Origin of the sequence: Sinorhizobium meliloti (assembly GCF_017876815.1) — a bacterium.
In the GTDB taxonomy this organism is placed as follows: domain Bacteria; phylum Pseudomonadota; class Alphaproteobacteria; order Rhizobiales; family Rhizobiaceae; genus Sinorhizobium; species Sinorhizobium meliloti.
Window position 1 is genome coordinate 317,932 of sequence record NZ_JAGIOS010000002.1, and the last position, 23,845, is coordinate 341,776.

Here is a 23,845-nt window from a genome sequence, read left to right on the forward strand (position 1 = left end):
CTCCTTACTTCAGCAGGCGCTTGGAGCGCTTGACTGCATCGTCGAGATGGGCCTTGGCATTGCCCTGGTCGATCATCGTCGCCTCGATGGCGCGCGCCAGATTGTCCTGAATCTTGCCCCAGTTGGCGTTCTTCAGATAGGCGTGCCTTTCGGTGTTGGAGGTGGCGAGAATATCGAAGAAGGGCTTGTACACAGGCTCCTTCGTCATCCCTTTCGCCTCGGCCACGCTCTTGCGCACCGGCAGGTCGTTGACGCGCATCGCGACCGAGTCGGGCGAGGAGAAGAACTTCACGAATTCCCAGGCGAGGTCGGGATGGGCGGCGTCCTTGGCGATGGAGATCGCCGAAACGCCGAGTGCCGAATGGGCGGGACGGTCGCCGAATGTCGGCAGCGGCGCGACGCCATAGCTGAAGCCGGCGGCATCGATATCTGCCTTGTCCCACATGGCGCTCTGGAACATGGCGATCTTGCCGCCCTGGAACAGCGTGTCACCCCCCGTTTCGTCCCCGAGGTGCAGCGTCACGGCTTCCTCTTTCCTGGCCATGTCGGCGAACATGCCGAGCACGGCGGCGGCCACGTCGCTATTCATGTAGCCATCGATCTCCTTGCCGTCGTCAGAGATGTATTTCGTGCCGTTCGACCAGAGGAACTGCTCGAAATCATAGGGGTCCGGCTTGGCGTCGACGGCGAACCCGTAGACCTTGCCGGCCTCGTCGCGGAACTTGGCTGCCTTTGCGCGCAGATCGTCCCAGGTCCAGCCCTCCTTCGGCTCTTCGACACCCGCCTTTGCGAACATTTCCTTGTTGTAGAAGACCACCTGGGTGGTGAATCCCGAGGGCATGCCGTAGGTCTTGCCCTCGATACGCGTCGTGTTCATCAGGCCTTCCGGAAAATCGTCCGGCTTGATCTCGGCCGAATCGCGCGCGATCAGCTCATCGAGCGGCATCAGCGACGTGTAGTATTGCGGGAAGTTCCACATATACATGACATCGGGCGGATTGCCCGCTCCGAAGGCGGCGACGAGCTTCTGGTCGTAGCCCTCGGCATAGGGCTCGACCTGAACCTTCACGCCGGGGTGCTTCTCTTCGAATTTTTTGGCGATCGCCTGCTGGATGGCAAGGCTCTCGCCCGTGTCCCAGGTCGCGAAACGCAAGACCTCCTCTGCGCGCGCAGTCGCCGCGCCGGCAACCGACAGTGCCAAAAGCGCTCCGATGATCGTCGTTTTCATATCAGGCATGTCTCTCCTCCAAAACCGGCGCACGCGCGCCCCTTGCCTTCTCGTTATCGATAAGTGCCTTCGTCTCCGGATCGAGCCGCCTCGCGATCGCCGTGCCTTCGGCATCGAACAGATGGCAGTGCTCGGGGGGAAGGCGGAGATGAACCTGATCTCGGCTCGCGACCGGATGGGTGCCGCGCACCACGGCGGTCAGATCACCACCGCCCTCGACACGGATATGAACGTGACTTTCCGTGCCGAGCCGCTCGACGAGCCTCACCGTGCCGGCGAGATGCGCCTCCTCCGGCGAAGTCAATTCGAGCTTGTCGGGGCGAATTCCGAGGGTGACCGGACGATCCCGGTTGAGCGGCTCGGACGAACAGGTATCGAGCGTCACCGGCCGCGATAAGCCGCCTCCGGCAAGCGTCACGCGGGTCGCAACCTGCTCCGCGACACCCACCGGCAGGAAGTTCATCCGCGGTGAACCGATGAAGCCGGCGACGAAGAGATTTGCCGGACGATAGAACAGTTCGAGCGGCGTGCCGAACTGGCTGACGCGTCCCTTGTCGAGCACCACGACCCGATCGGAGAGGGTCATGGCCTCCACCTGATCATGCGTCACATAGATCATCGTCACGCCGAGGCGTTCGTGCAGCGCCGCCAGTTCGACGCGCATCGTCACTCTTAAACCGGCATCGAGATTGGAGAGCGGCTCGTCTAGCAGGAAGAGCTTCGGCTCGCGCACGATCGCCCTGCCGATCGCCACACGCTGACGCTGGCCGCCGGAAAGCTGGCGGGGCTTGCGGTCCAGGAGCTCCGTGATCCTCAGAATTTCGGCCGCATTGTTGACACGCCGGTCGATCTCGTTTCGCTTCATGCCGTTCAGCGCAAGGCCGAAGGAAAGGTTCTTGCGCACTTTCATGTGCGGATAGAGCGCGTAATTCTGGAAGACCATGGCGATGTCGCGCCTGGCGGACGGCAAATCGGTGATGTCGCGGTCGCCGAGTCGGATCGATCCCCCGTCGAGATTTTCAAGTCCGGCGATCGAGCGCAGGAGCGTGCTCTTGCCGCAGCCGGACGGCCCCAGAAAGCAGACGAACTCGCCGTCGGCGATCTCGAGATCGATGCCCTTCAAAATTTCATGGGTGCCGAAGGACTTGCGAAGATTGTCGATGCGGATTGTGGCCAAGCTCCCCTCCCGGCAGGCGGCTGATCAACCGCTTGCTCATCAGCATGTTAAACGTTTTTATGAGGAATAAAAACGTTTAACTTCGTTGTAAAGAGGAAATTTCCATCAGGCGGCCTTTACCTGCGCCAGCACCGCGTCGAGGGCCTCGAGGAAACGGTCGCAATCGTCTGCGCTGAAGGGCGCAGGCGGCTTGATTTTCAGCACGTTGTGCTGCGGTCCCTCGCTCGACAGCAGGATGCGGTGCCTCTCCTTCATTTCGGTAATGACGAAGTCGAGCTCCGCTGCGGCCGGCTCAAGGGTGTCGCGATCACGCACGAGCTCGATTCCGTTGAAGAGACCGTAACCGCGCACGTCGCCGATGATGGTATGGCGGCTGGCGAGTTCGCGCGCTCCATCCATCAGGCGGTTTCCGACGACCGCACAATGGTGCATGAGGCGCTCATCGCGGATGATGTCGAGCACGGCGAGGCCGATCTCGGCCGATACCGGGTTTCCGCCGAACGTGTTGAAATATTCCATTCCATTTGCAAAGGCCGCGGCAATCGCCTCGGTGGTCACCACCGCCGCCATCGGGTGGCCGTTGCCGATCGGCTTGCCCATGGTGACTATGTCGGGCACGACTCCTTGCGTTTCATGCGCCCACATATGACTGCCGACACGGCCGAACCCCACCTGGACCTCGTCAGCGAGGCACAACCCACCGGCCGCACGTACATGCGCATAGGCCCCTCTGAGATAGCCTTCCGGGAGCACCAGTTGACCGCCCGTGCCGAGGATGCCCTCGCTGAAGAAGAGCGCGGGTTTGCGCCCTTCCGCCGCCAGAGCATCGATCTGACGCTTCACGTCCTCGGCATATTTGCGCCCCGCGTCTGTATCGCCATAGCGATAGCGTCCACGATAGAGGTCCGGGATTTCGGCGACCCGCACATGCGCCGGCCGCCCTTCCCCGCCCTTGCCCGCGAATTTATAGGGACTGACATCGATCAGGCTTGTCAGATGGCCGTGATAGGCGTGATCGACGGTAATGACGTCGCGGTTGCCGGTATAGGCGCGCGCTAGCCGGATCGCGAGATCGTTGGCCTCGCTGCCGGAATTGACGAAGAAGCAGACGTTCAGCGGATCAGGGAAGAGCGCCGCAAGCCGGCGCGAATATTCCACCAGACTGTCATGCAGATAGCGCGAATTGGTATTGAGCCGCGCTATCTGCATCTGAGCCGCCTTGACGACGCGCGGATGGCAATGGCCGACGTGGCAGACATTGTTGACCATGTCGAGCCAGCGCGTGCCCTCGTCATCGATCAGGTAGGCGCCCTCGCCGGCAACGATCTTGAGAGGCGCCGAGCCGTAGGCGATGCTTAGGGAGCGACCGATGCGGCGCTGGCGTTCGCGCACCAGGAACGCCTTGTCGCGCTCGACGATCACCGACGCCGGAACGGAAAGGCCGAGCACGACGCTCGGATCGGGGCTGATCTCTCGCCAGACCTGCCACTGCTCTTTGACGCCGACGCCGTGCATGCGGCCCTCGAGGCCGAGATGATCGGTGACGATCTGGAAATGCAGATGCGGAACCCACCCGCCGTTTTCGGCGCGATTCCCCATGGCCGCGAAAGCTTCGCCCCTGGCGACCGGCTGGCCGATCGACAGCCGTGAGGCGCTTTCACGGGAGAGATGTCCGTAGAGCGTCCAGAACGCGTCGCCCTCGCCCGTCCTATGTTCGAGCAGAATGGTCGGTCCGAAACCGTAAGGGACCGCGTCGTCATGGTAAAATGCGACCTTGCCGGCGAAGGGTGCATGCACCGGCTCGTTGGCGGGAGCGAAGAGATCGATGCCAAGGTGAATCGTGCGGCGCAGGCTTGCAGTCGCCTGGTAAGCGTCACCCTTGTAGACCGCTCTGTCCTCTCCGTAGAGGCCAAGGCCGAAATCCGCCCCCTCCGCATGAATATGTGCTTCGATGCGCGCTTGCGCCACGTCCTTGTCGAGACCTGCCCAGGTCCCGGAGCTGTTCGCGGAAAAATCGAAGACGGCTGGCTTCGGTCTTGCGATGCGCGGCTTGATGACGCCCGAAAAATCATGAGCATTGCTCTCCAGCCACCGCACCACCCGCGCGGCCTTCGGGATCGGTGCAAAACCGCAGGCGTCGCGAAGGCGGGCGATGGCGAACGGCCGGTTCTCTTGCTCGAGGCGTCTCAGTTCCCGCCAGACGTCCTCCTGGCTGACGAGCAGATAGGTGTTTTCGGGGTTGTCGCGGATCTGCCTCGCCGCCATGCACATGCTGACGGCATAGCGGGTGCGCACGAGATCGAAGATCAGCTCGGCCTCCGTTTCGCCGAGCGGATTGACGCCGTGATAGCCGCCAGCCAGCCGCGCGATGGCGCCGATCGGATCCGGCGAACCGATCAGCGCATAGGCGGAAGCGACCGCCACTTCCACCACGCGATTGCTCTCGACCATATCGCCGAAGTCGAGCAGTCCGCTGACGCAGCCGTCGGCGCCGACGAGGACGTTATAGTCATTGGCATCATTATGGATGACCTGCCGGGGGCAAGCCTTAAGGCGCGGCAGCACCGTGGAGACGAAGTGCTCGAGGATCGCGCGAACCGCTCGCCGCTTCTCCATACCCTCGATCAGATCGACATTGGTGAGGTGCATCTCCGCCCGGGCTATATCCCAGGCGTACTCTCTCCTGGTCCCGGGATGAGAGAAACCGGCGAGGCTGCGGTCGAGCTTGCCGAGCAGCGCCCCAAGGGTCTCGACGCTGTTGCTCGAGCGGTTGGCGGCTCGTGCCCAGGTTTCCCCGGGCAGCCACGTCAGAAGACGTGCGACGCGCTCTCCATTGAATTCGACGCGGGTGAACGAGGCGCCGGAGCGGCTCGGCAGGGCCTTCGCGACAGGCAGTTCCGTCGCCTCGCGCGCGAGATGGTCGAGAACCGCGATCTGCATGTCGAGCTCCTCGGGCGCGCCGAGGGCATGCAGCTTCAGCAGGAACGCGCGACCGTCGCTCGCCTGAATGCGGAAATTGAGATCGTGCTCGCCGGGCAGCGCCAGGATTTTTCCCGCGATGCCGTATTCGGCGGCAAGCAGGGCCTCGATCGCTGCTATTCCCTGCACGTTCTTGATCTCGCTCGTCGTCATCGTTCCACTCGCTTCACCACGATACCGTTCTGCCGTCGAAGGCCCGGAAGCTGCCGCTCTCGGCGAGCCCGGTCCTGCCTACGATCGCCTTCAGGCCTGCGGCACTCTCCGCAACCGGCACACTCGCCTGAGGGCCGCCCATATCGGTTCTGACCCAGCCGGGGTGGAGCGACAGCACGGTGACACCGTGCGGGCGCAGATCCTGGGCGAGCTTGACCGTTGCCATGTTCAGCGCCGCTTTCGAACAACGATAGGCATAGTCTCCTTCGTCGTCGTCGAGCGTGCCCTCGGCAAGCGATCCTGCGCGGCTGCTGATATTGGCGACGATGCGATCGCCGCCAGCCAGGAGATTGCGGAGCAGCGCCCGCACGATCAGGATCGGCGCCAGGGCATTGACGCGCATCACCTCCAGGAAATCCTCGGGCTCCACGGTCGACAGTCCGCCTGTATCGCCGCGGATTGCGGCATTGTTGATGAGGACATCGATCGGCCGCTCGCCGAGGCTTTCGGCAAGCGCCGCCATCGAGCTGGCGTCCGTGACGTCGAGTATCCGACGTTCGATGCCGGTTTCCCCATTCCCCGCCGAAGGTTGACGGCCGCAGGCGATCACCCGCCAGCCGGCGGCTGCATATTGCCGTCCAAGTTCCTGACCAAGGCCCCGCGATGCGCCGGTGATCAGCACCGTGCGCGCACCCTCTTCCCCTCTCCTATCGATGCTTGATGTCATATTTCCGCTCGATCATGTTGATGAGGCTCGCCGCCGCGAGCGTCAGGAAGATGTAGAAGATGGCTGCCGAGTTATAGGGCGCAAAGGGCAGGAAACTCGCCGACTGGAACTCGCGCATGCGCTGGGTGATGTCGCGGATCGACAGAATCGACAGGAGCGACGTGTCCTTGAGGATCGCGATCAGCTCGTTGCCGAGCGGTGGAATGATGATCCGGAACGCCTGCGGCAGGACCACCAGCCGCGCCGTCTGCCACCGGTTGAGCCCGATGCTGCGCGCCGCTTCGATCTGGCCGATCGGGATCGCATTGATGCCGGAGCGGAAGATTTCCGCCAGATAGGCGGAATAGGCGAGCGCCATAGCGACGATGCCGCGCATCAGGTTCGGCGGATCGAGCACGCCTTGTGTCGCATCCTTCAGCGCCCCGCTTAAGGGCAGGCCGACATAGAGTACGATCACCAGCATCGGAATGCCGCGGATCGTGTCGACGACGAACTCCGAGCCGATCGCCAGGGGATGACGGCGGTGCAGATAGCCGCCGAAGGTGAGCAGACCGAGGATGATTGCCAGGACGGCGAAAGTGATGCCTGCGGCCCGGTCGCGATCGTTCAAGGCCGCCGTTTCCCAAAGGAGCGGCAAGCCCCCGGGTACGGCTGCCGACGGCAGAAGCGCCGCCGTCACCTCGTTCTTTTCCATCGCCGCGACTGCCTCCGCCGGGCCAAGGAAGGTTCGCACCGCCGCCTCTTCACCGGGCGCGCCCGGATATTGGCCGAAACGGACCGCGCCTATGAGGCCGGACGGCGTGTTGCTGACGATCGCGACCGTGCCGTCGAGCCGCCCCGCAAGCACATAGGCCGTGCGAGGCTGCAACAGGAACCAGGCGGCGACGAGCGTCAGGCCGAGGGTCGCGAGCGCGAAGATGATGCTGGTGCGCGCCGTATAATGCAACTGAAGCAATCCGACCCAGATGAGGCCGATGATCGCGGCGAGAAGATAGGCGGCAATGGCTGCGCGAACCGTCGTCGCCACGCCGGCGGCAAAGGCGATATGCGCAAAGAAGAGGATGAACAGGAGCCCCCCACTGCTGACGAGGCCGATGCTTAACGCTCCCAAGCGGCGCATGATGCTTTCCGGCGTGGATGCCTTGCCGGCACCGAAGAAAAGCATGAAGCCGAGCAGTGTCAGCGCGAAATAGGCCGGAAAAAGCACGGCCTCGATGCCGCGCAGGGTCATGTCCGCGGCGTCCGTGAGTTGCCGAGGGCTAAGCCCCTTCACAACGAGATCGGACGTGAAGGGATCGACGGCATTGGCGACGACCGACGCAAGGTAGGGGTGAACGGCGTCGCTCAGAAGCACGGAGGCCGCCGCAGCGAGATTGAGTACGGCGGCAGCGAGCGCCAGCCGCGGCCGCGGCGCCTTGGCTCGGGAAAAGACGAGAACGGCGACACCCGAGCCAAAGGCGACGAGCAGAGCAAGGAAACCCGGTACGAAGGCGGACGAGCCGTTCTCGACTCCGAGAATGGCTCTCAGCGAACGTTGGTAGTCTCCGGAGGAGGCGAAAAGATAGATGATGAACGGCAGCGCTGTCAGAATGATCAGATTGCTGGGCCGCACGCTTCTCAGGAACGACATTCATCCCTCCCGGGGATCCTGCGCAGAAATTCGGCCCCGGAGCGCAGACCGCTCCGGGGGTGCTCGGATGAGGTTACTTCACGCCCCAGTATTTGTTGACGAGCTGATCCAGCGTGCCGTCGTCGCGGATCATCTTCAGACCTTCGTTGAAGGCGGCGACATTGGCATCGCCCTTGCGGAAGACGAGGCCGAGCGGATCGGATTCGAGATCCCGGATCGCCACCACGAGTTCGCCGACGAACTCGCGTTCGTAAGCGGCAGCATTGGCCCCGTTGATGACGACGCCATCGACATCTTTGTTCTTGAGCGCGATGATCGCGGCGCTGAAGCTGTCATAGGCGACGACGTTTTCTTTGCCGACCACCCCCTCGGCGACCTGCGCATCCGTGGTGTTGGCCTGGGCGGAGAGCTTCTTGCCCTTCGACTTGAAGTCCTCCAGCGACACGCCCTGGTCCTCGACCCGCATCAGTACCGCCTGGCTGTTGACGATGTAGGGATCCGAGAAGTCCATGGCCTTCTTGCGCTCCTCGGTAATCGACACGCCCGAGGCAACGAGATCGAAGTTGCCCTGGTCGAGCGCTGCGAAGATGCCGTCCCAACCGGTGGTCACGAATTCCGCCTGACAATTGATCTTGGCGCAGATCGCATTCACCACATCGATATCGAAACCGACGATCTGGCCGGTCGCGGGATCGACGCTCTCCATCGGCGGCGAGGTCGTGTCCGAGCCGACCTTAAGCAGCTTCCCGCCGAGATCGGCGGCCGAGGCCCCGCCCGAGGCCAGAACCGCAACCGCAAGTGCGATCATCAATTTTTTCATGTTGTTCTCCTCCGTTGTAAAAGTCGTTTCTCAAACGCTGTGAGGTAGCCGCCCGCCGAGACTGTCGGGCTGCCTCTCGATCAGCCTTGGCCTGAAAACCTGTTTCAACGACCGCGCATCCTCCCCCGCCATGCGCCGCAGCAGGAACTCCCCGAGGGTTCGCCCGAGAACTTCGATGGGCTGATAGAAGGTCGTGATCGGCGGCGTGAAATAGGCGCTGACATTGATGTCGTCATAGGCGACCACGTCGACATCGACGCCGATCCGCCGTCCACGCGAGCCCAGGCCCGAAAGCACGCCGAGCGTGGTCGACTCGTTGCTGCAGACGAAGGCCGTCGGCGGCCGCGCCGCGTCGAGAAGCCCGAGCGCGCTCTCGCGGCCGAAATGGGTAGAAAGGTCGCCTTCGGCGATCAGATCGTCGGACGGCGATAGGCCCGCCTCGCGAAAAGCCCGCAAGAAGCCGTCCACCCTGTCCTCGGCGTAGGAGAGATGCCGGAGCGGATTGACGAGCGCGATCCGCCGGTGTCCGCCGGCAATCAGCCGGGCGGTCGCCGCATGGGCCGCCCATTCGTTGTCGATGTCGACATGCGCGTAGTCGAGGGGCTTCCGACAGCGACCAAGAGAGACGAAGGGAAACCGGCTCTCGACCAGAAGATCGATGCGCGGGTCGTCCGCGCGTATGCCTGAGAATATCAGTCCGTCCGCCAGACCCTCATCGATGATCCGGCGCGCCACCTCGCAGCCGTCCTCCACATTGCGCACGACGTGGACCGACATGCGATAGTCGCTGCCTTCCAGCGCCTGACTGATGCCGCTGAGGATCTGGGTATATTCGACGCCGTCCCATTCATAGTCGCGCGCAGCCGTTACCGGCATGAGCACGGCAGCCTGGCAGGTCCGGCCGGTCCTCAGCGCCATGCCGCGGGCGTTGGCACGATAGCCGATCTCTGCAGCGGCGCGATGGATGAGCGCCTTCGTGGCCGGCGCAACCATGGGAGAGCCGTTGAGCGCCTTCGACACGGTCGCAATGGAATAGCCCGTAGCCTCGGCCAAAGCCTTGATCCCCGGCCGTGCGCGCGGCGACTGCGTGTTTTCCATGATCGGCCTCCCGACGAAAGCCGTATCAGTTGATAAAAACGATTTCAACGAAAAATATAAACGTTTTTATTCCGTGTTCGCATGAGTATATGCGATTGGTGGATATGTCGGCGAACGATTGAGGATAATGCCTGCGCCACGAGAAACGGCGCGCAACAGGATGCCGAGAAACGAGCATGTCGATTACGACGACGCCGGCAAACGGAAGCTCGTTTTCTTCGGTCTCTGTTCTCTACTTCTCGGTATTGCCGGCAAAATCCGCCGGGTTCTTGTATTTCACCGTTTGCAGATGCTCGCAGTAGAGCACCAGCTCGCCCTCGGTCTTGAAGACCTGGTAGCTGGCGCGGATGAGCCCAAGGTCTTTGTAGCGGGGCGTTTTTTCCATGTTGGTGCGGATCGTGTAGATCGTGTCGCCTATGAAGACCGGCTTGATGAACCGCAGTTTGTCGTAGCCATAGGAAAAGGCGTTGACGCAGTTGGTAGCGACGAGGCCGAGACCGGCCGAGAACACGAAGGCGCCGGCAACGAGGCGACGGCCGAAGATGCCTTCCCGCTCCGCAAACATCTGGTCCTGGACATAAGGATGGATGTCGACGACCAGGGTATTGAAGAGATGGCTATCGCTCTCGCCGATCGTCCGGCGTAACGACCGGATGCGCTGACCGACGGGCCAATCCTCGTAGAACCAGTTTTCGGCGTTCCAGACCGGCAAAGCGGAATGGTCTTCCGGCATGTCGGCGGGACGTGTCGAAGAAACTCCGACGGTGGGCGTGAACTCATCCATGATCAGTACCTGCGTAAGAAGGCCGGGATTACCAGGGCCGTTTCCGACCTCTGCGCCACCGTGGCGCAGAGGTCGTATTTCGTCGCGCTATTGGACCGCCGTCGTCCCATAGACCAGGTTCGGCAGCCAAAGCGACAGCTGCGGGAACATGCTCAGCATGACGAGAATGACCATCATCATCGCCAGGTAAGGCAGCACTTCGCGGGCATAGGCCATCATCGGCACTTTCAGCACCATGGACGAGATGTACATCAATCCCCCGACCGGCGGCGTGATGCCGGCGATGGTCAGGTTCGTGATGAAGACGACGCCGAAATGCACGCGATCGATGCCCACGCCGTCGATGATCGGGATCAGCATGGGCGTCAGGATGATCAGCGCCGCCGACCCCTCGATCGCCGTGCCGATGACGATCAGCAGGACGTTGATGAGGAGCAGCATCAGGAGCGGATTATCGGTGGCTTCGCCGAGCCAGCCGGACATGGCCTGCGGCACCTGCTCCCAGGCGAGATAGAAACCGAAGGCTGCCGCCGCGCAGATCATGATCATGACCACGGCCGAATCGCGCACGGCCTCGGCAAGAACCTCCGGGATCTGGCGGAAGGTGAATTCGCGGTAGCCGAACACGGCGACGAAGAGCACGTAGACGACCACCACCGCACCGGCTTCCGTGGTGGTGAAAAGACCGTATCGCGTACCGGCGAAGATCACTACCGGGATCGACAGCGCCCAGAGCCCGTCGATCAGCGCCCGGACGCCCTCCGCGCGGGTGGCACGCTCCTTGCGCAACGGCTTGTAACCACGCTTGCGGGCGATGAAATAGGTGGTGACCATGAGCCCGGTCGCCAGCACGAGGCCAGGTATGACACCCGCTGCGAAGAGCCGGCCGATGGACGTCTCCGCCAGAAAACCATAGACGATAAGGCCGATCGACGGCGGAATGAGGCTCGTGATAATGGCCGCCGACGATGTGATGACCGCGGCGAAGGCCCGGCTGTAGCCCCGTTGCGACATCTCGACGCCGAGCGTCTTGGCGAGCATCGCCGCATCGGCATTGGCAGATGCGGTAAGTCCGCCGAGCAAGGTGCCGAGCACAGTGCACATCTGCGCCAGCGCGCCCGTCATGTGGCCGACGAGCACGTCCGCAAGCGCCAACAGACGCCGCGTGATGCCCGAGGCGTTCATGATGCAGCCGGCAAGAACGAACAGCGGCAGCGCCAACAAGGACACGGATTGACTGCCCTCAGCCATTTCCTGCGCGAAATTGGCGAGCGGGATCATGTCCATATTGATGAGGAAGAAGGCGAACGCTCCGATCGCCATGGCCCAGGTGATCGGCGTCGACAGCAAAAACAGGACGACGACGAGAAGCGAGGGGCCGGCCAGATGGAACAGCGTCATATCAGCGATTCCAAATTGCGGTGCTGACGGGCGACCCAGGGCCTCTCGACGATCAGATGCTGGACGAACATCCCGGCGGAGGCGAGCGCCAGAGGCGCATAGGACAGGCTGCGCGACAGATCGAGTGCGATCGTATGCACATTGCGTGAGGTCCAGGCCTGCCAGGTGAAGAGGATGGTCATGACGATGAAGAAGAGCGCCAGCAGCAGATAGTTGAACCAGGCGACGGCTTTCCGCCAGCTGTCCGGGAGGGCCGCGACAAGCACGTCGATCGCCGCATGCGTGCCGAGACGGACGCCCGCGACGGCACCGAAGAAGACGAGATAGGCGAAGACCATCATCGCGAGTTCATAGGTCCAGGCGGCCGGCTGCGGAAAGACATAACGGCTGACGACCCCCCAGAGAATCGAGAAGACGATGACGAGGAGCGCCGCGACGCCGATTGCCTCATCGGCGCGGCGCAGGCTGAAGAGAGGAATTGTCTCCTCCGGCGAGCGTGAGCTTTCCATGATGCCTCGATTGTTAAGGGGCAATCCGAACTGGCGTCGATGCAGGCCCGTTTGGCATTCGGGGCGCGATCACGCCGGCGAAGACGCGGCCCCGCGGCAGCTGTGTCCAAGAGCGGGGTGAAGAAAAGTGTGTGCGGTCTTCCGCCCACATCCCGCTCTAATTCTTTGGAACCGGCGTCTCCTACTCTGCCATCGCCTTCTGCACCTGATCATAGATGCCGGGCGTGATGTTCGGCACCTTGTCATAGGCAGCACGCGAGGCCTCGATGAATGACGGAATGTCGACATCGGTCACGATCTCGACGCCGGAGGCGGCGAGCTGTTTTGCATAGGCGTCGTCCGTCTCCAGCGTCATCTGCGTCAGTTCCTTGGCAATCGTCTGCCCTTCCTCCAGCAGGATCGTCTGCAGGTCCTCGGGCAGGCTGTTGAAGAACTGGCTGGAGGCCACCCAGGCCGTAAACATGATCTGGTGACCGGTTTTCGAAATGACCTTGCGGGTCTCGTTCAGCTTCGCCCCGGCGATCGAGCCGAAGGGGCCTTCGGCCGCGTCGACGACTCCGGTCTGCAACGCATTGTAGACGTCTCCCCACGGCAATTCCGTCGGCCTTGCGCCGTAGTTGCCGAAGGTCGCCATCATGATCGGCGACGAGGGGACGCGAATGGTGACGCCGGCCAGGTCCGCGGGTGAGCGAACCGGCTTGTTGGCGATGATGTGACGGTAGCCGAACAGGCCGTTCGGCATGATGATCTTGATGCCCCGCGCCTCCAGCGTGCCGGAAAGGTCCTTGTAGAGATCCGAAGCGAAGAGACGGTCCGTCGCCGCCAGATCCGGATAGACATAGGGGCCGGCGAGGATCGACAGATCCGGCACGAACTGGCCTAGCTGACCATAATCGGTGGCGCTGAGCAGGCTTGCGCCGCTCATCACCATCTCATTGACCTTTTTTTGCGCGCCGAGCTGATCGCCCGTCATGACGGTAATGGCGATGCGTCCGCCGGAGCGCTCACCGACACGCTCGGCATAGGTTTTCATGGCCTTGATGATCGGCTCGTTCGGATTCACCTGCGAGGTCGAGAAGCGCAGGCTGTATTCCTGCGCGTTGGCAATGCCGCAGAACGACAATGCAGCCATCGCGGCCGCAGCGATCAAGGTTTTCATGCTGTCCTCCCTATTCCCGGACTCCGCCTCCGGACTCTCACAAGTTTGAATAATATATTCACAAATGAACGAATGGCGTCAAGCGATGAATCGTCCCTCGATGGCCTTCAAAACAGAGAAAACGTCGACGGTTTTCACATCGCGACGGCTCAATTCGCGCGAACAATCTATTCCTAAATAAATTTTCGGACCGTCCGGATCTCGGAGGGCCCGGCAGTCGATCCATCCTCGGCCCGCGATCCTGCGCTCCTCCGAGCGTCATCCTTGACCAGGGTCACGCCGAGGATGACGGCGCTGGCACCAGAAAGGGCGCGGCAAGACCGGTGCACCAATCGGCTGATCTTCGCGAACGGCACAAAATTTCATCACCGAGTGCAAACGGCTTACTTTTAAAGCAAACGGCTTACTTCGCGACAAGGGGCGTTTTCCGCCTTTTGCAGAGTTTTCAAGGCAATAGCCGAAGGGCAGAGATCTGGCACAGCATTTGCATTCCTACAGCTGCTTCGGTCAATGGCGATTGAAGCGAGCTCAGGCGCCGCATACGCCTGCCGAAGACACCGACGTCGCAAGGTCTTTGCCTCCGTAAGGGTTTCCTCCCGGTCCCGGAGCGCAATTTCCGAGCGGCGTTTTTTTATGCCGGTTTCGGCCGGCCAAATCGAACCGACCTGAACTGCCGCGAAGCACTGCTCGAATTTTTCTATGAGCGCCCGCTTCGCAGAAGCTGCGGAGTGACCACATGACTGAAACTGCACGCGAGAAACTCGTCATCGTCGGCAACGGCATGGCTCCGGGCCGGATGCTGGAAGAGCTCTTCGAAAAGGCGCCCGGGCGTTATGCCGTAACGATCTTCAACGCTGAGCCGCGCGTCAATTACGACCGCATCATGCTCTCGCCGGTGCTATCCGGCGAGAAGGAGTATGAGGAGATCATCATCCATGGCGACGGATGGTACATCAAGCACGGCATCACCCTCTACAAGGGCCACAAGATCATTGCGATCGATCGCGACGCCAAGACCGTCACCTCCGACCACGGCGTCACGGAAGGCTATGACAAGCTGGTGATCGCCACCGGTTCGGTGCCCTTCATCATCCCCGTGCCGGGCAAGGAACTGCGCGGCGTCATCACCTATCGCGATCTGGACGATGTGCAGGCGATGCTGCTCGCGGCGCAATCTCGCGAAAAGGCCGTCGTCATCGGTGGCGGCCTGCTCGGGCTGGAGGCGGCAGCAGGTCTTCAGGCACGCGGCATGGACGTCACCGTTCTGCATGTCATGCCGACACTGATGGAGCGCCAGCTCGATCCGGCCGCAGGCTACCTCCTGCAGAAGGCCGTCGAAGAGCGCGGCATCAAGGTCGTCACAAAGGCGAACACGAAGCGCATCCTCGGCGAGGAGAAGGTCGAGGGCATCGAACTCGACGATGGCCGGATCATTCCGGCGACGCTGGTCGTGATGGCCGTCGGTATCCGGCCGAATGCCGGTCTTGCCAAGGAAGCCGGGCTGGCCGTCAATCGCGGCATCGTCGTCGACGCCGGAATGCAGACGTCCGACGGGGACATCATGGCACTCGGCGAGTGTGCCGAAGTCGGTGGCATGGTCTACGGCCTCGTCGCGCCCCTTTACGAAATGGCGCGCGTCGCCGCCTCCCACCTCGCCGGCGACCGTCGCGCCGCCTTCGCGCATTCCGACACGCCGACGAAACTGAAGGTGACGGGCATCAACCTCTATTCGGTCGGCGACTTCGCCGATGCCGACGGACGCGAGGAGATCGTGCTGCGTGATGCCACTGCCGGCATCTACAAGCGGCTCGTACTGAAAGACAACCGCATCATCGGTACCGTGCTCTATGGGGACACCGCCGACGGTGCCTGGTTCAACGACCTTTTGAAGCGCGGGACGGACATCTCCGAAATGCGCGACACCCTTATCTTCGGCCAGGCCTATCAGGGGGGATCTCCGCTGGACCCTACGGCGGCCGTTGCAGCCTTGCCGGATGATGCGGAAATCTGCGGCTGCAACGGCGTGTGCAAGGGCAAGATCGTCGGAGCGATCACCTCCAAGGGCCTGACCTCGCTCGACGACGTGCGCGCCCACACCAAGGCTTCCGCCTCCTGCGGTTCCTGCACCGGCCTGGTCGAGCAGATCATGTCGCTGACGCTCGGCGACACCTACAATCCGGCTGCGGTGCAGCCGATGTGCAACTGCACCGATCTCGGCCATGACGACGTGCGGCGCCTGATCAAGGCGAAGAAGCTGAAATCCATTCCCGCCGTCATGCAGGAACTGGAATGGAAGACCTCCTGCGGCTGCGCGAAGTGTCGCCCCGCCCTCAATTATTACCTCGTCTGCGATTGGCCGGATGAATATGCCGACGATTACCAGTCGCGCTTCATCAACGAGCGTGTCCACGCCAATATCCAGAAGGACGGCACCTATTCCGTCGTACCCCGCATGTGGGGCGGCGTCACCAATTCGAAGGAACTTCGCGCCATCGCCGATGTCGTCGACAAGTTCAACGTGCCGCTGGTGAAGGTGACCGGCGGTCAGCGCATCGACCTGCTCGGCATCGAGAAGGAGGACCTGCCCGCCGTCTGGGCCGATCTCGGCCAGGCGGGCTTCGTTTCGGGTCAGGCCTACGCCAAGGGGCTCAGAACGGTGAAGACCTGCGTCGGCTCCGATTGGTGCCGCTTCGGCACACAGGATTCGACCGGCCTCGGCATCCGCATCGAGAAATTCATGTGGGGTTCCTGGACGCCGGCCAAGCTGAAGATGGCCGTCTCCGGCTGCCCGCGCAATTGCGCCGAGGCGACCTGCAAGGACGTCGGGGTCATCTGCGTCGACTCCGGCTTCGAGATCCATTTCGCAGGTGCCGCCGGCCTCGACATCAAGGGCACCGAGGTTCTGGGTCTGGTCAGGACGGAGGACGAGGCGCTCGAACATATCGTCGCGCTGACGCAGATGTATCGCGAGCAGGCCCGCTACCTCGAGCGCATTTACAAATGGGCAAAGCGCGTCGGCCTCGCCGAGATCCGCCGGCAGATCATGGACGATGGGGAAAAGCGCAAGGCCTATTTCGACCGCTTCGTCTTCAGCCAGAAATTCGCCCAGGTCGACCCTTGGTCGGAACGGGTCTCCGGCAAGGACAAGCACGAGTTCCGGCCGATGGCGACGGTCGGCTTCAATCAGGCAGCGGAGTAATCGATGACGATGAACTGGATTGCAATTGGCGATATCAACGACATCCCGCTGCGCGGCGCCCGCTGCGTCAGGACGCCCACAGGCAAGATCGCGGTCTTCCGGACCGCCGATGACGAGGTCTTCGCTATCGAGGACCATTGCCCGCACAAGGGCGGCCCCCTTTCCCAGGGGATCGTGCACGGCACGGCCGTCACCTGCCCGCTGCACAATTGGGTGATCTCGCTCGAGACCGGCAAGGCGCTCGGTGCCGACGAAGGCGAAGTGCGCACGATCCCCATCCGCAACGACAATGGCGCGCTGTTCGTCGCGCTTGAGAGCCTCGCACTGGCAGCGGCGGAATAAGCATGGCGCACGAGGTGAAGACCACCTGTCCCTATTGCGGCGTCGGCTGCGGCGTCATTGCGCGCGTGAGGGATGACGGCGCAGTGAGCGTCAAGGGCGATCCGGAACATCCCGCCAATTTCGGCAGGCTCTGTTCGAAAGGGTCGGCGCTCGCCGAGACGCTCGATCTCGACGGCCGCCTCCTTCACGCGGAAATCGGCGGCCGTCGCGCAGGCTGGAGCGAGGCGCTCGACCTCGTTGCCGAACGCTTTTCGCGCAGTATCGCCGAGCACGGTCCCGATTCGGTTGCCTTCTACGTCTCGGGACAATTGCTGACGGAGGACTATTACATCGCCAATAAGTTGATGAAGGGTTTCATCGGCTCGGCGAATATCGACACCAATTCCCGGCTCTGCATGTCCTCCTCCGTCGCGGGCCACCGCCGGGCCTTCGGTTCCGACACGGTGCCGGGCGCTTACGAGGACCTGGAGCTCGCCGAACTCGTGGCGCTGACGGGCTCCAATCTGGCCTGGTGCCATCCGGTGCTCTATCAGCGTCTCTCCGCAGCCAAGGCAAACCGCCCGGAGATGAAGATCGTCGCCATCGACCCCCGGCGCACGATGACCGCGGACATCGCCGACATGCATCTGGCAATCGCGCCCGACGGAGACGTCGCCCTCTTCAACGGCCTGCTTGCCCATCTCGCCGCAAGCGGTGCGGTCGACCGGAACTATATCTCGAATTACACGAGCGGCTTCGACGAAGCCGTCGCGGCCGCATCCAGGTTCGAGCTTCCCGCGCTTTCCAAGGCGACCGGGCTGACAGTGGCGCAGCTTCGCGCCTTCTTCCGGCTCTTCGAGGCGACCGAAAAGGTCGTGACCTGTTACAGCCAGGGGGTAAACCAGTCTGCCGCCGGGACGGACAAGGTCAATGCCATCATCAACTGCCATCTTGCGACCGGCCGCATCGGCCGGCCGGGAATGGGACCCTTCTCGCTGACCGGGCAACCCAATGCGATGGGTGGGCGGGAGGTCGGGGGGCTGGCAAATATGCTTGCCGCCCATATGGACATCGAGAAATCGCTCCACCGGGATCAGGTACGGCGCTTCTGGAGCGCGCCGGCAGTGGCGAGCAAGCCCGGCCTCAAGGCGGTGGACATGTTCCGCGCGGTCGCAGACGGACGCATCAAGGCGCTGTGGATCATGGCGACGAACCCGGTCGTCTCGATGCCCGACGCCGATGCCGTCGAAGCGGCGATCAAAGCCTGCCCCTTCGTGGTCGTCTCCGACATCGTGAGAGAGACCGACACGGCCCGCCACGCCCACGTGCTCCTGCCCTCGCTCGGCTGGGGCGAGAAGGACGGTACGGTCACCAATTCCGAGCGCCGCATCTCGCGCCAGCGCCCCTTTCTCGCAGCCCCCGGCGAAGCGCGGCCCGACTGGTGGCAACTCGCCGAAGTCGGAAGGCGCATGGGCTTCGCCGCGGCCTTCACCCATGGTTCACCAGCCGAGATCTTCGCCGAGCACGCCGCGCTTTCGGGGTTCGAAAACGAAGGACGCCGCGATTTCAACATCAGCGCCCATGCGGAGATCGACGGCCCAGCCTATGACGGACTGAGGCCGTTTCAGTGGCCGCAGCCCCAGGGCAGCGCGCCGCAGAGGAAGCGGTTCTTTGCCGAGGGCGCATTCTATCATCCGGATGGCCGCGCGCGCCTCGTCGCGGTCGAGGTGCCACGGCCAAGAAGTGCTAACGATGCTTTCCCCTTCACGCTCAACACCGGCCGGGTGCGCGACCACTGGCATACCATGACGCGCACGGGCAAGAGCGCCCGGCTGTCGGGCCATCTCGCCGAGCCCTTCGTCGAGATTCATCCGCGTGACGCACAGGGGGCCGGCATCAGCGACGCTGACCTCGTCACCCTGGAAAGTCCGAACGGGGCGGCGATCGTCCGGGCGCTGGTCACCGACCGGCAGGCGGAAGGCAATCTCTTCGTGCCCATGCACTGGAACGACCAGTTCGCCTCCAAGGCCCGGATCGATGCGCTGGTTGCGCCGGTCACCGACCCGGTCTCCGGCCAGCCGGCGTCGAAGAACATGCCGGTCCGTGCGAGCCGCTTTGCGGCCGCCGCCTATGGCTTCGCGGTTTCGGCGCGTAAACCTCAGGAACTCGACGCCGCCTATTGGGCGCTCGCCAGGGCCGAGGGCGGGTGGCGGGTGGAACTCGCCTTCGCCGAAACGAATGCCGACTGGCTCGACTGGTGCCGGAAGACCTTTGCGATCGCCGCCGGGATCGAACCGATCGGCTATACGGACCGCACCTCCGGCGAGCTTCGCCTGGCCTTTTTCGAAGGGGACCGGCTGCTCGCTACCCTGTTCCTTTCTTCGCGGCCGGTCGCCGTCGCGCGCAGCTGGGCGGTATCGCAGCTCGGCGCTTCGCACCACAATCTCGCCAAGCGCTTCGCGGTAACCGCCGGCCGCCCGGGCGCCAACACGCCCGATCCGGGCGCGACCGTCTGCTCGTGCTTCAGCGTCGGCGTCAACCAGATCACTGCCGCCGTCCGCGACGGTTGCCACAGCGTCGAAGCGGTGGGCGAGAGGCTCAGCGCCGGCACCAATTGCGGCTCCTGCCGCGCGGAGATCAAGGGAATCATAAATGGCTGCCTCACCCTCGCTGCGGAGTAATCTGGCCCAAAAGCCTCAACGCGTGGCCGCACTCGCGACGCTGCCGCTCTTCTGGCCCCTGAACGGCAAACAGGCCGTCGTCGCCGGCGCCAGCGATGCGGCCGCCTGGAAGGCCGAGCTGCTGGCGGCCTGCGGCGCCGAAGTTCACGTCTACGCGCCACATGCGTCGCTGAGCGATCTCTTCCTCGACCTCCTCGCCCGTGGGCCCGCACATGATCGCGGCCGGCTCATTCACCACGACCAGGCGTGGCATGTCGGTGTTTTTCGCGACGCGGCAATCGCCGTTGCCGATTGCGACGAGCAATCCGATGCGGAAGCATTCTTCCTGGCCGGGCGGAGCGCCGGCGTGCCTGTCAACGTCATCGACAGACCGGCCTTCTGTGCGTTCCAGTTCGGATCGATCGTGAACCGCTCGCCCGTGGTCGTCGCGATCTCGACGGACGGCGCGGCACCGATCCTGGCGCAGGCGCTCCGCCGGCGGATCGAAGCCCTGCTGCCGCCGGCACTCAAACAGTGGGCGACGGTGGCGCAGGCGATCCGCGACCGCGTGAACGCGCGGCTGAAACCAGGCGCCGCGCGCCGCGCCTTCTGGGAGCGCTTCGTCGACCGGGTCTTTCTGGATGCACCGGAGGAGGGTGTAGAGACGCGGCTGATGGCGGAGGTGGATCGTCTGGTCACGCGCCCCTCCGCCATCGGCCGCGTCACCATCGTCGGCGCCGGACCCGGCGACGCGGAACTCCTTACCTTGAAGGCGGTTCGCGCCCTGCAAGCCGCCGACGTGATCCTCTTTGACGAATGGATCCCTGACGACGTCCTGGAACTGGCGCGCCGGGAGGCAAGGCGCGTCCCCGTCGCGCCGAGCGCCAAGGGTCGAAGCAGAGACATCGCGGCTCTCGTCGGGGAAGGGAAGCGCGTTGTGCGCCTTCGGTCCGGGAACCCGATGGCGCTTGCCGGTACCGTCGAGGAGATCGCAGCGCTTGAAGGCCTTGGAGTTCCTGTCGAGATCGTGCCGGGTGTCGAGGCGGCACCTTGCCGTTCCGGCGTGATCCAGGTGGCCTTCCGCCGGAGGGAGGTCTCGCAACCGGGCCTGCGCGCTGCCCATTGATGCAGACCGGGTGAACGCAACCGCTCAGGAGGCGGAGCCCGCGGAGCGGTTGGCGTTCCGCGATGCCTCCAGCCGATCGATGAACGGCCGTTGCGCAACATTTATCTTGCTGCGCGCCTCCTCGAGCGTGAACCATCCGGCGCGGTCGACCTCCGGGAAGACCTGCATCCTGCCGCTCCGCGGCGGCCACTCTGTCTCGAACACGTTGCTGCGCAGGCTGGCTACGTCGAATTCACTCTCATGCGCATAGGCCGTGACGAGCTTGCCGCCCTTCTGGCGCTCCTCGCCGAGAAACTCCAAGGGGCCCGTTATCGCGATGCCGGTCTCCTCGAGGAACTCCCGGCGCGCAGCGGCTTCCGGCTCTTCATCGGCATCATACTCACCCTTCGGGATCGACCAGGCGCCGAGGTCCCTGTTCATCCAGAAAGGCCCGCCCGGATGGACGAGCAGAACGAGGAGGTTGCCCGCCTCGTATCGATAAAGCAGAACGCCCGCACTTTTCTTCGGCATTTCGACCTATCCGTTTGAAACTGCGCACCTCCGACGGAACCACACTCAGTTTGCTCATCCCGCTCTAGATCACGATGCTTTTAGGTCGGGTCGACCTAAACATGAACGTGATCGTTTCCAAAAAGTTAGAGCGGGATGCGGGCGGAAAACCGCACACACTTTTCCTCATCCCGCTCTAGGAGGAACCCTCCTTCTTCGTCGCCAGCATGTCGGCGATCTCCATCGGGAACGGGAAGATTATCGTCGAGTTCTTTTCGCCGGCGATGACATTCAAGGTGCTGAGATAGCGCAATTGCATCGCCTGCGGTTTCCGGGCGAGAATTTCGGCCGCTTCCAGCAGTTTCGCCGCGGCCTGCTGCTCGCCCTCGGCATTGATGACCTTGGCGCGCCTTTCGCGTTCGGCCTCGGCCTGGCGCGCTATCGCCCGGATCATCGATTCGTTGATGTCGACATGCTTGATCTCGACGGTAGCGACCTTGATGCCCCATGCATCGGTCTGCACGTCGAGGATCTTCTGAATGTCCTCGTTCAGACGGTCGCGCTCCGCCAGCATCTCGTCCAGATCGTGCTTGCCAAGTACTGATCTCAGCGTCGTCTGGGCGAGCTGGCTCGTCGCGGCCATGAAATCCTCGACCTGGATCGTCGATTTCTCCGCGTCGATGACCCGGAAATAGATCACAGCACTGACCCGCACCGAAACATTGTCGCGCGAGATCACGTCCTGGCTCGGCACGTCGAGAACACGGGTCCTGAGATCGACGCGCACCATCTGCTGCACATAGGGAAGGAGCAGGATCAGCCCCGGTCCCTTCACGCCGGTGAAACGGCCGAGCGTGAAGATCACGCCGCGTTCATATTCCCTGAGGATCCTGATCGCATAGGCGACGACGATCAGCAGGAACAGGAGCGCGGCGGCAAAGGGCGCAAGATTTCCAAGCCAGGTCATGAGCGGTCTCCATCTCCTCCGGGCGCAGCGTTGCGCGCCACCTTGAGCGTGAGGCCCTCACGGCCGACGACCATCACGTCCTCTCCCGGGCCAAGCGATTCACTGCTGACGGCCCTCCACCGCTCGCCATGCGCGATCACGTAGCCGTCCGCTCCCGCCCAACTGTCGACCTTGCCGGAAATGCCGATCATCTCTTCCGCGCCGGTGGCGACCTTGTGCCGGCGGGACACAAGGGCGAGACGGGCGACCAGCAGACTGAAAGCCAGGCTGGCTATCGCAATACCGCTCAGTGCAGGCCAGGACACCTGCAGTCCGGGCATATCCGTATCGAAGAGAATGGCAGCGCCCAGCACCAGGGCAACGGTGCCGCCGAGGCCGAGCACGCCGAAAGACGGCGCATGCGCCTCCGCCACCAGCAGCCCCGCCCCGAGGAGGATGAGGCCGACGCCGGCATAGCTGACCGGCAGCACCGCAAGCGCGTAGAGACCGAGCAGGAGGCTTATGCCGCCGATTGTACCCGGCACCACTGTGCCGGGCGCGAGAAACTCGAAGATGAGCCCGTAGAGTCCCACCATCATCAGGAGGAGTGCGACGTTCGGATTGGTGATCACCGACAGCAGGCGCGTCCGCCAGTCCGGCGGCAGATCCTCTATGGCGAGCCCGGACGTATCGAGCCGGACATCGGATTGGCCGATGCGGACGGCGCGGCCGTGGGCCTGCTTCAAGAGGTCGTCGACGCTGACGGCGGTGAAGTCGATGACCTGCTCGCGCGTGGCTGCGGCGGAGGAAAGGCTCGCGGCCTCGCGCACGGCCCGCTCCGCCCAGTCGACGTTGCGGTTGCGCAACTCCGCGAGGCCGCGGATATAGGCGACCGCATCGTTGATGAGTTTCGCTTCGCCGGCATTGGCCGGTTTGCGAGGCTCCGGCTTGTCCGGATCGCCAGGCTTTTCCTCGCCTTCCTGCTCGTCATTGCCAAACAATCCTCCGCCGATGGCGATCGGCGTCGCGGCGCCCAGATTCGTCCCCGGCGCCATGGCCGCAATGTGGCTCGCATAGAGGATATAGGTGCCGGCGCTTGCCGCCCGCGCTCCGCTGGGAGATACGAAACTCGCGACCGGCACGGGAGAATCGAGGATGGCGCGTATGATGTCGCGCATCGACGTATCCAGTCCGCCGGGCGTGTCCATCTGCAGGACCACCAGCGCGGCGCCGCGATCCCTGGCCTGCTGAAGGCCGCGCGTCACATATTCTGCCGCGGCGGGGCTTATGGCGCCGTTGACGTGCAGGACGAGCGCCGTGCGCTCGGCTCCGGGCACCGGCGTGACAGGAAATGCGAAGGCCGACAGGAGACTGAACAACAGGATGAGGATGCGAGCCATTCGCCGTCGATACCTCACGGCTTCTCGTCTGCGGGCGCA

General features: G+C 63.3%; 18 protein-coding genes. 4 read left to right on the plus strand and 14 right to left on the minus strand.

Annotation, left to right across the window (positions count from 1 at the left end; translation table 11 throughout):
• Nucleotides 1–4: 4 nt before the first annotated feature.
• The 11 genes from JOH52_RS20365 to JOH52_RS20415 all read right to left on the minus strand — a co-directional run bounded on the left by JOH52_RS20365 (nucleotide 5) and on the right by JOH52_RS20415 (nucleotide 13,665).
• The gene (locus JOH52_RS20365) at nucleotides 5–1,237 is read right to left on the minus strand and encodes an ABC transporter substrate-binding protein (protein ID WP_014530317.1); all 1,233 of its coding nucleotides are present in this window, start codon (nucleotides 1,235–1,237) and stop codon (nucleotides 5–7) included.
• Nucleotides 1,230–2,405: an ABC transporter ATP-binding protein gene (locus JOH52_RS20370; RefSeq protein WP_014530316.1), complete on the minus strand. Its 1,176-nt coding sequence runs from the start codon at nucleotides 2,403–2,405 to the stop codon at nucleotides 1,230–1,232. The genes JOH52_RS20365 and JOH52_RS20370 overlap by 8 nt, the downstream gene beginning before the upstream one ends.
• A 105-nt stretch (nucleotides 2,406–2,510) precedes the next feature.
• A complete protein-coding gene (locus JOH52_RS20375; protein ID WP_014530315.1) occupies nucleotides 2,511–5,537 on the minus strand; it encodes an aminotransferase class III-fold pyridoxal phosphate-dependent enzyme in 3,027 nt (1,008 codons plus the stop codon).
• Between the two features lie 13 nt (nucleotides 5,538–5,550).
• Nucleotides 5,551–6,219, minus strand: coding sequence for an SDR family oxidoreductase (locus JOH52_RS20380; protein WP_010975933.1), 669 nt, complete (start codon nucleotides 6,217–6,219; stop codon nucleotides 5,551–5,553).
• 25 nt (nucleotides 6,220–6,244) lie between these two features.
• Nucleotides 6,245–7,894 carry an amino acid ABC transporter permease gene (locus JOH52_RS20385; RefSeq protein WP_010975934.1) on the minus strand — a complete coding sequence of 550 codons (1,650 nt, stop codon included), beginning with the start codon at nucleotides 7,892–7,894 and terminating at the stop codon, nucleotides 6,245–6,247.
• 73 nt (nucleotides 7,895–7,967) lie between these two features.
• On the minus strand, nucleotides 7,968–8,714 hold the full coding sequence (locus JOH52_RS20390; RefSeq protein ID WP_010975935.1) for a transporter substrate-binding domain-containing protein: 747 nt from the start codon (nucleotides 8,712–8,714) through the stop codon (nucleotides 7,968–7,970).
• 30 nt (nucleotides 8,715–8,744) lie between these two features.
• Nucleotides 8,745–9,812 (minus strand): LacI family DNA-binding transcriptional regulator, encoded by a 1,068-nt coding sequence (locus JOH52_RS20395; RefSeq protein WP_014530314.1) that lies wholly within the window; start codon nucleotides 9,810–9,812, stop codon nucleotides 8,745–8,747.
• A 232-nt stretch (nucleotides 9,813–10,044) separates the two neighbouring features.
• Nucleotides 10,045–10,596 (minus strand): MaoC family dehydratase, encoded by a 552-nt coding sequence (locus JOH52_RS20400; RefSeq protein WP_014530313.1) that lies wholly within the window; start codon nucleotides 10,594–10,596, stop codon nucleotides 10,045–10,047.
• 87 nt (nucleotides 10,597–10,683) lie between these two features.
• A complete protein-coding gene (locus JOH52_RS20405; protein WP_010975938.1) occupies nucleotides 10,684–11,997 on the minus strand; it encodes a TRAP transporter large permease in 1,314 nt (437 codons plus the stop codon).
• A complete protein-coding gene (locus JOH52_RS20410; RefSeq protein WP_014530312.1) occupies nucleotides 11,994–12,506 on the minus strand; it encodes a TRAP transporter small permease in 513 nt (170 codons plus the stop codon). The genes JOH52_RS20405 and JOH52_RS20410 overlap by 4 nt, the downstream gene beginning before the upstream one ends.
• 181 nt (nucleotides 12,507–12,687) lie before the next feature.
• Complete coding sequence (locus tag JOH52_RS20415; protein ID WP_014530311.1) at nucleotides 12,688–13,665, minus strand: C4-dicarboxylate TRAP transporter substrate-binding protein; 978 nt, start codon at nucleotides 13,663–13,665, stop codon at nucleotides 12,688–12,690.
• 736 nt (nucleotides 13,666–14,401) lie between these two features.
• Here JOH52_RS20415 and nirB point away from each other — a divergent pair.
• Genes nirB through JOH52_RS20435 form a run of 4 tightly spaced genes read left to right on the plus strand, consistent with a single transcriptional unit; the run spans nucleotide 14,402 to nucleotide 20,971 of the window.
• Complete coding sequence (nirB, locus tag JOH52_RS20420; protein ID WP_095919548.1) at nucleotides 14,402–16,864, plus strand: nitrite reductase large subunit NirB; 2,463 nt, start codon at nucleotides 14,402–14,404, stop codon at nucleotides 16,862–16,864.
• A 3-nt stretch (nucleotides 16,865–16,867) separates the two neighbouring features.
• Nucleotides 16,868–17,206, plus strand: a complete 339-nt coding sequence (gene nirD, locus JOH52_RS20425) for a nitrite reductase small subunit NirD (protein WP_013850550.1) — start codon at nucleotides 16,868–16,870, stop codon at nucleotides 17,204–17,206.
• 2 nt (nucleotides 17,207–17,208) lie between these two features.
• The gene (locus JOH52_RS20430) at nucleotides 17,209–19,866 is read left to right on the plus strand and encodes a nitrate reductase (RefSeq protein WP_141333320.1); all 2,658 of its coding nucleotides are present in this window, start codon (nucleotides 17,209–17,211) and stop codon (nucleotides 19,864–19,866) included.
• Entirely contained in the window at nucleotides 19,838–20,971 is a 1,134-nt protein-coding gene (locus tag JOH52_RS20435; RefSeq protein ID WP_014530307.1) for a siroheme synthase family protein, read from the plus strand. The genes JOH52_RS20430 and JOH52_RS20435 overlap by 29 nt, the downstream gene beginning before the upstream one ends.
• Nucleotides 20,972–20,995: 24 nt before the next feature.
• On the opposite strand, the gene JOH52_RS20440 is transcribed toward JOH52_RS20435, so the two are convergent.
• The 3 genes from JOH52_RS20440 to JOH52_RS20450 all read right to left on the minus strand — a co-directional run bounded on the left by JOH52_RS20440 (nucleotide 20,996) and on the right by JOH52_RS20450 (nucleotide 23,806).
• On the minus strand, nucleotides 20,996–21,481 hold the full coding sequence (locus tag JOH52_RS20440) for an NUDIX hydrolase (protein WP_014530306.1): 486 nt from the start codon (nucleotides 21,479–21,481) through the stop codon (nucleotides 20,996–20,998).
• A 175-nt stretch (nucleotides 21,482–21,656) separates the two neighbouring features.
• Nucleotides 21,657–22,427, minus strand: a complete 771-nt coding sequence (locus JOH52_RS20445) for a slipin family protein (RefSeq protein WP_004434817.1) — start codon at nucleotides 22,425–22,427, stop codon at nucleotides 21,657–21,659.
• Complete coding sequence (locus JOH52_RS20450; protein ID WP_014530305.1) at nucleotides 22,424–23,806, minus strand: NfeD family protein; 1,383 nt, start codon at nucleotides 23,804–23,806, stop codon at nucleotides 22,424–22,426. Before JOH52_RS20450 ends, JOH52_RS20445 begins: the two co-directional genes overlap by 4 nt.
• Nucleotides 23,807–23,845 lie beyond the last annotated feature (39 nt).

Excerpts from the sequence above, each read along its gene's own strand:
- JOH52_RS20450 (WP_014530305.1), bottom strand. The coding sequence starts at position 23,806 with ATGGCTCGCATCCTCATCCTGTTGTTCAGTCTCCTGTCGGCCTTCGCA.
- JOH52_RS20445 (WP_004434817.1), bottom strand. The coding sequence starts at position 22,427 with ATGACCTGGCTTGGAAATCTTGCGCCCTTTGCCGCCGCGCTCCTGTTC.
- JOH52_RS20435 (WP_014530307.1), top strand. The coding sequence starts at position 19,838 with ATGGCTGCCTCACCCTCGCTGCGGAGTAATCTGGCCCAAAAGCCTCAA.
- JOH52_RS20405 (WP_010975938.1), bottom strand. The coding sequence starts at position 11,997 with ATGACGCTGTTCCATCTGGCCGGCCCCTCGCTTCTCGTCGTCGTCCTG.
- JOH52_RS20400 (WP_014530313.1), bottom strand. The coding sequence starts at position 10,596 with ATGGATGAGTTCACGCCCACCGTCGGAGTTTCTTCGACACGTCCCGCC.
- JOH52_RS20410 (WP_014530312.1), bottom strand. The coding sequence starts at position 12,506 with ATGGAAAGCTCACGCTCGCCGGAGGAGACAATTCCTCTCTTCAGCCTG.
- JOH52_RS20385 (WP_010975934.1), bottom strand. The coding sequence starts at position 7,894 with ATGTCGTTCCTGAGAAGCGTGCGGCCCAGCAATCTGATCATTCTGACA.
- JOH52_RS20440 (WP_014530306.1), bottom strand. The coding sequence starts at position 21,481 with ATGCCGAAGAAAAGTGCGGGCGTTCTGCTTTATCGATACGAGGCGGGC.
- JOH52_RS20365 (WP_014530317.1), bottom strand. The coding sequence starts at position 1,237 with ATGCCTGATATGAAAACGACGATCATCGGAGCGCTTTTGGCACTGTCG.
- nirD (WP_013850550.1), top strand. The coding sequence starts at position 16,868 with ATGACGATGAACTGGATTGCAATTGGCGATATCAACGACATCCCGCTG.
- nirB (WP_095919548.1), top strand. The coding sequence starts at position 14,402 with ATGACTGAAACTGCACGCGAGAAACTCGTCATCGTCGGCAACGGCATG.
- JOH52_RS20375 (WP_014530315.1), bottom strand. The coding sequence starts at position 5,537 with ATGACGACGAGCGAGATCAAGAACGTGCAGGGAATAGCAGCGATCGAG.
- JOH52_RS20395 (WP_014530314.1), bottom strand. The coding sequence starts at position 9,812 with ATGGAAAACACGCAGTCGCCGCGCGCACGGCCGGGGATCAAGGCTTTG.
- JOH52_RS20430 (WP_141333320.1), top strand. The coding sequence starts at position 17,209 with ATGGCGCACGAGGTGAAGACCACCTGTCCCTATTGCGGCGTCGGCTGC.
- JOH52_RS20415 (WP_014530311.1), bottom strand. The coding sequence starts at position 13,665 with ATGAAAACCTTGATCGCTGCGGCCGCGATGGCTGCATTGTCGTTCTGC.
- JOH52_RS20390 (WP_010975935.1), bottom strand. The coding sequence starts at position 8,714 with ATGAAAAAATTGATGATCGCACTTGCGGTTGCGGTTCTGGCCTCGGGC.